Annotated in this window: 10 protein-coding genes and 1 tRNA gene; 8 read left to right on the top strand and 3 right to left on the bottom strand. The window is 52.9% G+C overall.

What is annotated here, in order from left to right; translation table 11 throughout:
- Positions 1-512 precede the first annotated feature (512 nt).
- Positions 513-1292: a TatD family hydrolase gene (locus VEB01_RS17370; RefSeq protein ID WP_324877627.1), complete on the top strand. Its 780-nt coding sequence runs from the start codon at positions 513-515 to the stop codon at positions 1290-1292.
- On the opposite strand, the gene VEB01_RS17365 is transcribed toward VEB01_RS17370, so the two are convergent.
- From VEB01_RS17365 to VEB01_RS17355, 3 genes are all read right to left on the bottom strand, one after another.
- Positions 1289-2377, bottom strand: coding sequence for an aminotransferase class V-fold PLP-dependent enzyme (locus tag VEB01_RS17365; RefSeq protein ID WP_324877625.1), 1089 nt, complete (start codon positions 2375-2377; stop codon positions 1289-1291). The genes VEB01_RS17370 and VEB01_RS17365 overlap by 4 nt on opposite strands.
- A gap of 63 nt (positions 2378-2440) precedes the next feature.
- Positions 2441-3265 carry an undecaprenyl-diphosphate phosphatase gene (locus VEB01_RS17360; protein ID WP_324877623.1) on the bottom strand — a complete coding sequence of 275 codons (825 nt, stop codon included), beginning with the start codon at positions 3263-3265 and terminating at the stop codon, positions 2441-2443.
- Between the two features lie 41 nt (positions 3266-3306).
- The gene (locus VEB01_RS17355) at positions 3307-5193 is read right to left on the bottom strand and encodes a potassium transporter Kup (RefSeq protein ID WP_324877621.1); all 1887 of its coding nucleotides are present in this window, start codon (positions 5191-5193) and stop codon (positions 3307-3309) included.
- A 1137-nt stretch (positions 5194-6330) separates the two neighbouring features.
- Between VEB01_RS17355 and tpiA the strand changes: the two genes are divergently transcribed.
- The 7 genes from tpiA to secF all read left to right on the top strand — a co-directional run bounded on the left by tpiA (position 6331) and on the right by secF (position 12007).
- Positions 6331-7083 (top strand): triose-phosphate isomerase, encoded by a 753-nt coding sequence (gene tpiA / locus VEB01_RS17350; protein ID WP_324877620.1) that lies wholly within the window; start codon positions 6331-6333, stop codon positions 7081-7083.
- A gap of 10 nt (positions 7084-7093) precedes the next feature.
- Positions 7094-7474, top strand: coding sequence for a preprotein translocase subunit SecG (gene secG / locus VEB01_RS17345; RefSeq protein ID WP_324877618.1), 381 nt, complete (start codon positions 7094-7096; stop codon positions 7472-7474).
- Between the two features lie 23 nt (positions 7475-7497).
- Positions 7498-7582 (top strand) — tRNA-Leu (locus tag VEB01_RS17340).
- Between the two features lie 73 nt (positions 7583-7655).
- Positions 7656-8783: a tRNA guanosine(34) transglycosylase Tgt gene (tgt, locus tag VEB01_RS17335; RefSeq protein WP_324877616.1), complete on the top strand. Its 1128-nt coding sequence runs from the start codon at positions 7656-7658 to the stop codon at positions 8781-8783.
- 22 nt (positions 8784-8805) lie between these two features.
- Positions 8806-9150, top strand: a complete 345-nt coding sequence (gene yajC, locus VEB01_RS17330; protein WP_324877614.1) for a preprotein translocase subunit YajC — start codon at positions 8806-8808, stop codon at positions 9148-9150.
- A gap of 65 nt (positions 9151-9215) precedes the next feature.
- Positions 9216-11063: a protein translocase subunit SecD gene (gene secD, locus VEB01_RS17325; protein WP_324877613.1), complete on the top strand. Its 1848-nt coding sequence runs from the start codon at positions 9216-9218 to the stop codon at positions 11061-11063.
- 11 nt (positions 11064-11074) lie between these two features.
- Positions 11075-12007 (top strand): protein translocase subunit SecF, encoded by a 933-nt coding sequence (gene secF, locus VEB01_RS17320; protein ID WP_324877611.1) that lies wholly within the window; start codon positions 11075-11077, stop codon positions 12005-12007.
- Positions 12008-12288: the final 281 nt, after the last annotated feature.

Raw genomic sequence — 12288 nt, 5'->3', positions numbered from 1 at the left:
GCAGCCGTCAAGTGGTTCAAGTCGACGCCCCGCTGATCCCGTCCTTCATGTAATCCCGAAGGGAGCCTAAGGCTCCCCCAGGATTCGCGACCGACGGTCGGCCCCTAAAGCCCCCCTTCCTCATCCGAAGGGGGGCTTTTTATTTGGGACGCATTATGTCGCGAAATTAAAATGCGCCCTCAAGTATTCGAACAAACTGTGTGCCAAGAGCTAAAAGATGCAATTGGATCTAAACCTCAGATTGCCTCGAAGGCTCCGTGTTTCAACTGTCGTGCCGCTTGCGAATCGTTTAGCTCAATGGTTCTCGATAGTTTCTGAAGGTCAACTGACCGGACTCGTGGTGGGTGTTTGAATTGATCGCATCCGATTTTCAGGCGAGCAATCGATCTTGTTCTAAGGTGTAAACTAACTCGGGTCTCGATCAGCTTTTATAGGTGTTTAGAGATATAGCAAATAGCTAAACTCAATTGATTTAATGCTCGGCCCATTTCACAGGGGCATAGTCTTCTATTATGTTTATAGATTCCCACTGTCATCTTGATCGCATTGATTTAGCCCCTTTCGGGGATGAATTCGCTTCATTTATGAGAGAAGCGAAAATGCAGCAGGTTCAGCACATGCTGTGTGTGTCCATCGATCTCGAAAGCTACCCCGCTATGCGTCGGTTGGTAGAAGGATACGATAACGTCTCGATATCGGTTGGTGTCCACCCTAACGAAAAAAGCGGAAAAGAGCCGAGCGTCGAAGAACTGGTCTCTCTGGCCGGGAATGACAAAGTAGTCGCTATTGGGGAGACTGGATTGGATTACTTTCGGAGTTCAGGGAGTCTGGATTGGCAGAGGGAGCGCTTTCGGCGTCATATCCGCGCTGCCAAGATTGCCGGCAAGCCTTTAATTATCCATACTCGCGAAGCTAAGGAAGACACTATCAAGTTGCTGATGGAAGAACGTGCGGATCAAGTCGGCGGTGTGTTCCATTGTTTCACCGAAGATTGGGACACGGCACAGCAGGCTTTGGACTTGGGCTTCTTGATCTCGTTTTCCGGCATTGTCACTTTTCGGAACGCCGGATCGATACACGAAGTAGCCAAGCTGATTCCAGAAGATCGTTTTCTAATCGAAACCGATTCGCCTTATCTGGCGCCAATCCCGTTTCGCGGAAAACCCAATTATCCTTTTTACGTCAGGCATGTAGCTCAATATATCGCTGATCTGAGGGGCATTTCTCTTGACCGCGTTGCAGAGCTCAGTTCGAGCAATTTCTATAGGTTGTTTTCAGTAGCTCGGCCCTAAGCCCGTAACGCAATATGAATCGCTCGCTCGAGTAGGGTTTGAGAAGTGTAGAAATGCGGTGAGAAGCGTATACCCCCACCCCGTAACGCACAGACAACGCCACTTTGTTTTAGGTGCTGATAAAGCCGTTCGTTTGACACAGACCGGAGGCGGAACAGCACAATGCCGGAGTGGCGTTCCGCAATGCCAGACGAGAGTAGTTCCAGATCCGGCTGGTTTCCAATAGCCTCGACCAAATAAGCGGTCCGTTCCAAGAGTAAGCTTTCGATAGCTTCTACGCCGATTTCAAGTATTAGCGAGAGACTGGCCGAAAGGGCGTGTATTCCCAGCATATTGGGACTGCCGCATTCGAAACGACGAGCGGTGCGGGCAGGAAGCCAAGATTTCGTATCGTAATCCCCGACCTTCTCGATCATGTGCCAGCCATACTGCATGAGGTTCAGCAAGTTTCTTGCACGTGGCGAGGTGTAGAACACGCCAAGCCCCTCCGGCCCCAGCATCCATTTATGACCATCCGCCATGAGGAAATCCGGTTGGCACTTTTGTACGTCGAGACGCAACGCCCCTAAGCTTTGAATAGCATCGACACAGAATAAAATGCCGTGATCGCGGCAGAATCGACCGATTTTGTCGAGATCTAGGCGTAATCCCGAAGCGAATTGGACAGAGCTGACGGTGATAAGCTTAGTGTGGCGGTCGACCAGCTTGAACAAGGCTTCTTCAGGCGTCGTGGCGGTATTTAGATCCGCCTCCCTAAATTCCACTCCCAGATCGCCTAGTGCTTGCCAGGGAATTCGATTCGACGGGAACTCCTCATTGCTGGAAACAATATTGTCGCCCGGTTGCCAGTCGAGACCAAAAGCTACGAGTGAAATAGCTTCGGAAGTGTTCTTGACTAAAGCGATATCGTCCGTGGATGGCGCATTGAGCAATTCCCGTAACTGTTCCCGCAATAAGTCTTCTTGCTTTGCCCATTCCAAATAACGAAAGGCGCCGTATCGGGCGTTTTCCTCGGCGAATCGTTTTACAGCCTCGGTTGTCCGCAATGGCCAAGGCGCGACGGCTGCATGGTTTAAATAGATCAAGTCCGCGGATAAGGGAAATTCGGAGTGCATATGGTCGCGTGACTCGGACAGGGATATCTTTAATCAGAGCGGGACGGTGAGTTCGGCGCTGGATAGAAAATAGGTCAATACTAAAGAGCCGAGCATGATTCGATACCAGGCAAACGCCTTGAAGCTGTGCCGGGCGACAAAGGCGAGCAGCGCTCGAATAACCAGCCAAGCGCTGAAAAAAGCGGCAACGAAGCCGGTCGCCAGTATCTCGAGATCCTCGGGTCTCATGATGTCCAGGTTTTTGTACAGGTCGTAAAGCGTCGCGGCGAACATCGTCGGAATGGCGAGGAAAAACGAGAATTCCGTCGCAACGGATCGGGACATGCCGCTTAGCAATCCGCCCATAATCGTTGCGCCCGCTCGGGATACGCCGGGGAATAAGGCGAGACTTTGAGCAAAGCCCACTTTGAGTGCCACATGCCAGGTCAAGTCATCAACGTTCTCGACACGATGAGGCCGGCGCCTACTTTCAATCATCAATATGATGAAGCCGCCTACGATCAGCGCTCCGGCCACGGTGATCGGGTTGAAGAGCTGAGCTTTGATGGTTTTGTGAAGAAAAAGACCGAGAAGAGCGGCCGGAAGGAAGCCGATCAAGATGTTGATCGCAAAACGCAAAGCGGCTGGATCTGACAGTAGCGTTCCGGACATTTGGCCGATACGCCGCCGATAATGCCAGACGATCGCGCAAATAGCTCCGAGCTGAATAAATATGTCGAACGTCTTGGCTCGTTCCCCCGTGAAGGACAATAGATCGTTGGCGATGATCAAATGACCTGTACTTGAAACGGGAAGAAATTCGGTGGCTCCTTCCAAAAGGCCAAGCACAATTACTTTTAAATAAAGGGGCAGGTCCATAAAACTCCTAAATTTGGAACAAGAAAATGTTTAAAGGGCAATTACAGCATGAGCTGTACGCCCAGTTCGACGACACGATCAGGCGGAATCCGAAAGAAACCCACGGCGCTGCTGGTGTTACGCGACATGCCGATGAAAAGCTTCAGACGCCACAGGGCCATTCTCGGTCTTGGGGCGGGGATTATTGTTTCGCGGTTGAGGAAGAATGTTGTGTCGGAGATGTCGATATCGAAATCGCGGCTGCACGATTTCAGGACTCGGGGGATGTTTGGCGTTTCCATAAATCCATAGTGTAGGTTGATCCTAAAGAAACCGGAGCCGAGGCCGCGGATCTCGCGGCGTTTCTCCGGGACTACACGCGGGACATTCTCCGTAGTAACCGTCATCAGTACGGTAGTTTCATGCAAGACCTTGTTATGTTTGAGGTTGTGCAATAAAGCGGGCGGGATTCCTTCGCGGTTGCTGGTCATGAATACGGCGGTGCCCGCCACGCGCACCGGAGGATTCTCTGCGATCTCGCCTAAAAAGCGATCAACGGGGACCGAATCCTCGCGCAAATTGTCAGCAAGTAGGTTACGGCCGCGTTTCCATGTCGTCAATAAAGTGAACACCGCTAGCCCAATGACGAGCGGGAACCAGCCTCCTTCAAAAATCTTCGTGGCGTTAGCGGTTAGGAACGCCAGGTCTATGGTCAGGAAGCCGAGAGCTAGTAAACCGCTTACAAACAGGTTCCACTTCCACAAGCTATAGACGACCACAAAAGCCAAGATCGTATCTATGGCCATCGTGCCGGTAACAGCGATGCCATACGCGGCCGCCAAATTGGATGAGGACTGGAAGCCGAGTATCAAGCCGACAATGCCTAGCATTAAAGCCCAATTAATCCAGGGGATATAGATCTGACCCATTTCATCTTCGGAGGTATATTGAATCCCGAGTCTCGGGCAAAAACCCAGCTGAACGGCTTGCGCGGTCAGCGAAAACGCCCCGGAAATTACGGCTTGGGAGGCGACAATGGTGGCTACGGTGGCTAACCCGATCATGAACGCTAGCGCGCCGCCGGGGACCAGGAGATAGAACGGGTTTTGAACCGCGGTCGGGGTCTGAATCAAAAGGGCTCCCTGGCCGAAGTAGTTGAGCATCAATGATGGTAGGACAAGCAGGAACCATGCTTTGCGGATCGGGTCCCGGCCGAAATGACCCATGTCCGCATATAGAGCTTCTCCGCCGGTTACGGCCAATACCACGGCTCCTAAGACCAAGAAGGAAGGCCAGCCGTGGGTTGCGAAGAAATGAATGGCGTGTATCGGATTTACGGCCGCTAGCACCTCGGGAGTCTTTATTAAGCTAAGCGTGCCAAAAATAGCAAGACTACCGAACCAGACAAGCATAATTGGGCCGAATAGGGCACCGACATTGGCTGTTCCTCTTCGCTGAAAGGCGAACAGGCCTATCAAAATAGCCAGTGCAATAGGAATAACGTAGACATGCAACTCCGGCTGAAAAACTTCAAGCCCCTCCACCGCGCTCAACACGGAGATGGCCGGTGTGATCATGCCGTCACCGTAAAATAGCGAAGCCCCGATGAGGCCTAATCCAATCAGCAGAAATCGAAAGCGGTTGTCGATAGCCGCCTTTTGCTGGATCAGCGATATCAGCGCCATGATGCCGCCTTCGCCTTTGTTGTCCGCCTTCATGATGAAGGTGACGTACTTGAGCGAAATAATGATTAGAACGGACCAAAAGATCAGGGACAGGATGCCCAGGATATTCTCTGGTGTCGGCTCCAGAGCGTGAGCGCCGCTAAAGCATTCTTTTATCGTATAGAGCGGACTGGTGCCGATATCGCCGAACACTACACCTAAGGCGGCGATTACCAGGCTTCTTTGCTCTCTCGATTGAGATGGGGCCAGGGTAGCGGAATTCATGAACTCTCTCCGTCGCCGATGCGAAAAAATTGTAAGCAGGTTAAGACGGCTTCCATTTCGAGTTTCGCTAATTGGTGCGCGGATTCTCCCTTCATGTGCGAAATGAATATAGTCGTATCTGGCATGTTATTCGCCGATTGCTGAGCCTTATCGAGCAAGAATGAGCATCAGTGAGTGCATCCGGTCGGATTGGCCTCAGATTTAGATTTGCAACCCGATCGCGCCGAGTAGAAAAAGATGATTTCGGTCGCTCGGGAGGAGAGGCTTTTTCCAAGTTGGACACAGGATGTCCCCGGCTGCTTCTACTTTTGAAGTGCAGCTGAACAATGTTTCAAATCAGGTGGGTGATCTGGGGGCTGGCAAGAGCGGGTTCGTAACGCTGCCCAATTGGTCTGGTCATGCCTCGGCTCCATCCAGTCGTATTCTTGAGCATAAAATTACGCCTTGCAGGGTAAAAAGCTAAAGCATTAACGCTGTGCTTGGAAACCGTTTAAAAAACGGAGAAATATCTGTCATCCACGTCCATTGCACGACAGCGTTCGAGTATCGCGGCATGTTACCTTAGGCTTTCGATTTACAGAACTAGTAGAGAGTTTCATCGAGTGAATAACGATTTTCTGTGGGGGAAATTCTGGGCCGGTTGCTAAAGCCTGAAATCTTTGCGCCTTCAGGTGGCTCATATTGCGCGTCTTTAAGGAAACTCTGAACAAGTCGATTCCGTTCATGGTTCGACAAGCTCACCACGAACGGAATCAATACGTTACCGTTCGTCCTGAGCCTGTCGAAGGACTTAATCAGAGCTTCCTTAAGAGCTATCCGACAACAGGTGGACAGCACCTGTAGAAAGCTGAGTCGATATTCGTGTTTAAGTTAACGAGATAAACGCTTTGTCGCTGATTACGTCAACTCACATGGTCAAGATAGGCCCAGTTGGCGTGGAGAGTTATGCAAGACAGGGAGTTGATAGTTCGATTCAATGCAGACCATAGCGTGATCTAAGCCAATCTTCCGTCGTGCCGGCATCAGCAAGCTCTTTTTTACTCAAGAACGGTAGATTGCGGGGCTGAGAGTCCTTTCAGCTTGAAAAGCTGGCTCTGAATCATTAAGCTTCTATGGTTTTACAACAAGGAGCCCTAAATGGTTCGTCGTCCTCTGGTCGTCGGAAACTGGAAGATGAACGGTACGCGCGAAAGTAGAAAAGCATTGCTGGCGGACATCCTTTCCGGCGTTTCGGAAACCGATTCAGCAGAGGTGGGTGTATGTGCGCCTTTCGTATTCATACCCGAGGCAGCCGAGCTGCTGGAAAGCAAATCGATTTTGCTGGGCGCACAAAACGTAGCTGATGAGGACGAAGGAGCTTTCACGGGTGAAATCTCCGCGCCCATGTTGCGTGAGTTCGGGTGCGACCTGGCTATCGTTGGGCATTCCGAGCGACGATTGCTGTACGGGGAGTCGAACCAGTTGGTGGCTGCCCGCTATAAAAAAGCGCTCGATCATGGCCTCACGCCGATTTTGTGCGTGGGCGAGACTCTGGATCAGCGCGAGCAGGGTGATACATTCGCCGTAATCGACGGGCAATTGGCGGCGGTGTTTGACTTGGCCGGCGTCGAATCGCTGGCAAATGCGGTAATCGCTTACGAGCCCGTTTGGGCCGTCGGGACCGGGCGAACCGCGACGACTGAGCAAGTGCAAGAGATACACGAGTATCTCCGGCGGAAGATCTCGGAGCGGGAGCCGGAAATATCGGCTTCGCTTCGGATTCTTTATGGCGGTAGCGTTAAGCCCGAAAATGCCCGTACCCTGTTCGGTATGCCCGACGTGGACGGCGGATTAATTGGCGAAGCGTCCTTGGACGCTGAGTCCTTTCTCTCGATATGCCATTCGGTTTAGGTGAAGTTTTATGTATCAGGCATTGACAATTATTCACGTCGTGGTCGCTTTGGCGGTCATCGGATTGGTGCTTCTTCAGCAAGGCCGTGGTGCCGATGCTGGAGCCGGCTTTGGCGGTGGCGCGTCTAACAGCTTGTTCGGTGCGCGGGGCGCGGCGTCGTTCTTGTCTCGTTCGACGGCGGTACTTGCTACTCTGTTTTTTGTGACCAGTTTGAGTCTTGCATACTTGGCGGATAAACAAGATAATAAGCCAGTTGATATCATTGACGGCCCCGGTGTGGACCAGTCTCAACGCGATCTTCCCCCGGTAGTGGAAGAGCCGCCTGCAACTGACAAGGCTGATGTGCCCGAGAGTGGCGATACGCCTCAGCCGTCAGAGCAAACGAAATAGCTAACCTTGTTAGACCATGTTTAGCCGATGTGGTGGAATTGGTAGACACGCCATCTTGAGGGGGTGGTGACGCAAGTCGTGTCGGTTCAAGTCCGACCATCGGCACCAATTATGTTGATTCGAGACGGCCTGCCTATGTATATAGCCAGGCCGCTTTCGTTTTTGGGCGCCTGAAAATCCGATGGAGTTTAATGTAAGCAGAACTGACGGCAAGGCGCGACGGGGCGAGCTTCTCTTTCCACGCGGAAGGGTACAGACTCCGGCATTCATGCCCGTCGGCACCTATGGCACTGTCAAGGCCATGACGCCTGAAGAGCTTAAGGAGCTCGGTGCAGAGATCATTTTGGGGAATACCTTTCACCTGATGCTCCGCCCGGGCACTGAAGTCATCCGAAGCCACGGCGATTTGCATGATTTCATGCATTGGGAGCGCCCGATCCTGACAGACTCCGGCGGTTTCCAAGTGTTCAGCTTAGGGGCTATGCGCAAGATCACCGAGGCCGGTGTTCAGTTTCGCTCTCCGGTGGACGGTAGCGTCACGTTTCTGGGTCCGGAAGAATCGATGGCGGTTCAAAGGGCGCTGGGTTCCGATATCGTGATGATCTTCGACGAGTGCACCCCCTATCCCGTCAGTTACGAACAGGCCGCCGACTCTATGCGCATGTCGTTGCGCTGGGCCGAGCGGAGCAAGCAAGCGCATGCCGGTAACTCATCGGCTTTGTTCGGTATAGTGCAAGGCGGCGTCTATGAAGAACTCCGGCTCGAATCGATAGAGGGGCTGAAGAGCGTCGGGTTCGATGGGTATGCCATCGGTGGTCTTTCCGTGGGCGAGCCGAAGGACGATCGGGCGCGCATCTTGGATTCGCTGCTGCCGAACATGCCTTCCGACAAACCTCGTTACCTGATGGGAGTCGGTACTCCGGAGGACATCGTCGAGGCCGTGCGGCTCGGCATCGACATGTTCGATTGCGTTCTGCCGACCCGCAACGCCCGCAACGGCCATCTGTTCACGCGTCATGGTGCAATCCGCATCCGCAACAGTCGCTATCGGAACGATACCCGCCCACTCGACGACGAATGTCGTTGCTATACCTGCCGGAATTTCAGCAGGTCTTATCTGCGTCACTTAGACAAGTGCGGCGAAATTCTCGGATCTCGGTTGAATACGATTCACAACCTTTACTATTACCAGGAGCTTATGGCTGATCTTAGGCGTGCAATCGAGGAAAGCATGCTTGGTGAATTCGTCGCCAGGTTTTATGCGCAACGAGGAAAAGGCGATGTTTTGTGTAATAATGCTGCGTTTTAAAAAAAGATAGCAAGGACCAAATATGAATTTCTTCATTTCCGATGCATTTGCTCAAGCCGCGCCGGCCCAGCAAGAGCCGGGACTGGCTGGCCTCATTTTACCGCTGGCTATTTTGCTGATTTTCTTTTTCTTATTTGTCCTACCCCAACAACGGCGGGCGAAAGAGCAAAAAAAGATGATCCAGGCGCTAACCAAGGGTAGCGAAATAGTGACTAACGGCGGGCTATTGGGCAAGGTAGCGGATTTGGACGATAACTTCGTTCAGTTGGAAGTGGCCGATAACGTTTACGTCTACGTTCAACGCCACGCCATTGCATCGCTGATGCCGAAGGGTACTTATAAGGCTAAGAAGAGAGCCGAAAAATAAAAGGCTAAGCAATAAATTCACCGGCGGATGCGATTACCGAGCATCGCGCCTCATAGGCAGCTACCATGCGAAACCGCTTTCCACTTTGGAAAAACCTTCTGATTATTGCCGTATTGGCGCTGGCGACGATTTACTCGCTGCCCAATTTTTTTGGCGAGGATCCATCCGTGCAGCTTTCGCCCTTGCGGAGCGCTAAGCTGGATCAAGCCACTCGCGTCCAAGTCGAAAAACTGCTGGCCGACGCGGGGATGAAACCGAAGTCGCTAGAGTTGTCAGAGAAGCGGCTTCTGGTGCGTTTTACTGAAACCGATACCCAACTCAAAGCAGCCGATTTGCTCACCGGATCTTTGGGAGATAACTACACGGTAGCGCTTAACCTGGCGCCTTCCACACCGGGTTGGCTTAGGGCGATCAATGCGCGGCCCATGTATCTGGGGTTGGACTTGCGGGGCGGCGTGCACTTTTTGATGCAGGTGGATATGGACGCGGCCGTCCGTCAAGCGGAAGAGCGTTATGCCGAGGATATCCGTTCGCTGTTACGGGAAAGCAAGATTCGTTATCTGTCTGTCGATCGGGACAATCAGTTCATTGAAGTGAAGTTCCAGGATGGGCAAACGCTGGCCCAAGCGATGGACGTCATGCGGCGGGAACTTCGCGGCTTGGAGCTTAACGAGGATCAAAATGTGGTGCGGGCCAAGTTGTCGGAGTCCGAACGTCGGGAGATCCGTCGTCTGGCGGTGGCGCAGAACATCACGACCTTGCGTAATCGCATAAACGAATTGGGCGTCGCCGAACCGGTCATTCAGCAGCAGGGTGAAGACCGTATCGTGGTCCAGTTGCCCGGTGTTCAGGATACCGCCCGCGCCAAGGAGATTCTTGGCGCAACCGCGACGCTAGAATTTCGCTTGGTGGATACCGAGCATAGTGTTCAGGGCTTGGAAGAAGGCAAAACGCCGCTGGGCGCGAAGCTCTACCGGGATCGAAGCGGCAAGCCCATCTTGCTGCAGCGCAAGATCATCGTGACTGGAGACCAGATCGTCGACGCCTCTTCGGGGCTCGATTCCCAATCCGGTTCGGCGGCCGTGTTCGTTACGTTGAACGGCATAGGCGCACGCAAAATGGCCGATATCACCCGCGAGAACATCGGCAAGCCGATGGCGGTCGTGTATATCGAAAACAAGACGGAAACCAGGGACGTCAACGGCCAGAAAGTGGTCACCAAGAAAACGGTCGAAGAAGTCATCAACGTCGCGACCATCCGAGACCGGTTTAGCAAGCGCTTCCAAATTACCGGTTTAGATAGCACGGAAGAAGCCCGTAATCTTGCGTTGCTGTTGCGGGCCGGGGCTCTGGCCGCGCCGGTCGATATCGTCGAAGAACGCACAGTCGGTCCGAGCCTAGGCCAAGAGAACATCGAGAGAGGGGTCAAGTCCAACGGCTACGGTTTCATCGCCATCGCCGTGTTTATGATCATGTATTACCGTGTGTTCGGAGTCTTTTCCATCTTGGCGCTGAGCGTGAACGTGCTCTTGCTGGTGGCTGTATTATCCCTCATGCAGGCGACCTTGACTCTTCCCGGGCTGGCCGGTATCGCCCTAACGGTCGGTATGGCCATCGACGCCAACGTGCTCATCAATGAGCGCATTCGCGAAGAACTCAGGGCCGGCGTCACGCCCCAAGCAGCCATTTATGCTGGCTATGATCGGGCTTTCGCCACCATTCTCGACTCCAACGTCACCACTTTCGTCGCGGGTATCTCGCTGTTCATATTGGGGGCGGGGCCGGTACGTGGCTTCGCAGCCGTGTTGTGCATCGGCATCCTGACTTCCATGTTCAGTGCCGTTGTGGTATCGCGGGCGCTCGCCAACCTCACCTATGGCCGACAGCGCAAATTGGCCAAACTTGCAGTCTGAGGGCAGTATCCATGGAATTTTTCAAGATTAAGCATGATATCCCGTTCATGAAGTACGGGAAGCTAACAACTACCATTTCCTTGGTCACGTTCATCTTTGCCATCCTCGCTCTTGGCTTCAAGGGCCTTAATCTAGGCATCGATTTCACCGGCGGGATGCTAATAGAGGTTAGTTATCCGCAGCCCGCCAACCTCGATGCGATACGAAAAACGCTGGAAGCTGAGGAGGTAGCCGAGGTCGCGGTGCAAAGTTTCGGTACTTCCAAGGATGTGCTGATTCGTGTGCCGCTTAAGGGAGAAACCAACAGTACCAAGCTGAGTGAACAGGTGTTTTCAGCCCTAAAAGCTCAGGATTCCGCTGCCGAGTTGCGCCGTGTCGAATTCGTTGGACCGCAGGTGGGACAGGAACTGTATGAGAGCGGCGGTTTGGCGCTTATGCTGGTGATCGCCGGCATTATGATCTACCTAGCTTTGCGTTTTACATGGCGTTTCGCGGTAGCCGCCATCATCGCCAACATGCACGATATCGTCATCATTCTCGGCATGTTCGCTTTTTTCCAATGGGAGTTCACTCTAAGCGTTCTTGCCGGCGTCCTGGCCATTCTGGGGTATTCGGTGAACGAATCGGTGGTAGTGTTCGACCGAGTCCGGGAAAATTTTCGCAAAATGCGTCGGGCGAGCGTGTCGGAGGTCATCGATAACGCTATAACCGCGACCATGTCCCGCACAATCATTACGCATTCGATGACCCAGTTGATGGTGCTGGCGATGTTTTTCTTCGGCGGCGAAGTGTTACACAATTTCTCCTTGGCTTTGACCATCGGTATCGTCTTCGGCATCTATTCCTCTGTGCTGGTGGCGTGCCCTGTGGCGATGGCGTTGGGCGTCAGCCGTGCGGATTTGCTCCTGCCGGAGAAAGAAGGTGCCGTTGACGAACGGCCTTGAAAGGACTTAACCCAACTAAAAATAAGGCCGCGTGAGCGGCTTTATTTTTTTCGAGACACCTGTCGTCGTCTTGTGGACCCAAGCCTTAACCCCCACGGGCCATGGCATGGCTTAAATATCAAGACCAACTGTGCTCAGATGCCGGGTTTGCGTGATTGATCGCTTCAGACATCCGAATTATCCAAGCGGAAGCCGAGACTTGTTCGCCAAGTAGCCGATAGTCGAACCCAATCCGAAAAGCAGTCCGGCAACTTTCCTGGATGCTCTCTGATCGAAATTGG

It is taken from the genome of Methylocaldum sp. (assembly GCF_035627495.1).
Taxonomy (GTDB): domain Bacteria; phylum Pseudomonadota; class Gammaproteobacteria; order Methylococcales; family Methylococcaceae; genus Methylocaldum.
The sequence above is the reverse complement of the archived record's forward strand: the minus strand, read 5'-3'. Positions and strand labels throughout refer to the sequence as shown.

Excerpts from the sequence above, each read along its gene's own strand:
- secF (WP_324877611.1), top strand. The coding sequence starts at position 11,075 with ATGGAATTTTTCAAGATTAAGCATGATATCCCGTTCATGAAGTACGGG.
- yajC (WP_324877614.1), top strand. The coding sequence starts at position 8,806 with ATGAATTTCTTCATTTCCGATGCATTTGCTCAAGCCGCGCCGGCCCAG.
- secD (WP_324877613.1), top strand. The coding sequence starts at position 9,216 with ATGCGAAACCGCTTTCCACTTTGGAAAAACCTTCTGATTATTGCCGTA.
- tgt (WP_324877616.1), top strand. The coding sequence starts at position 7,656 with ATGGAGTTTAATGTAAGCAGAACTGACGGCAAGGCGCGACGGGGCGAG.
- VEB01_RS17355 (WP_324877621.1), bottom strand. The coding sequence starts at position 5,193 with ATGAATTCCGCTACCCTGGCCCCATCTCAATCGAGAGAGCAAAGAAGC.
- secG (WP_324877618.1), top strand. The coding sequence starts at position 7,094 with ATGTATCAGGCATTGACAATTATTCACGTCGTGGTCGCTTTGGCGGTC.
- tpiA (WP_324877620.1), top strand. The coding sequence starts at position 6,331 with ATGGTTCGTCGTCCTCTGGTCGTCGGAAACTGGAAGATGAACGGTACG.
- VEB01_RS17370 (WP_324877627.1), top strand. The coding sequence starts at position 513 with ATGTTTATAGATTCCCACTGTCATCTTGATCGCATTGATTTAGCCCCT.
- VEB01_RS17360 (WP_324877623.1), bottom strand. The coding sequence starts at position 3,265 with ATGGACCTGCCCCTTTATTTAAAAGTAATTGTGCTTGGCCTTTTGGAA.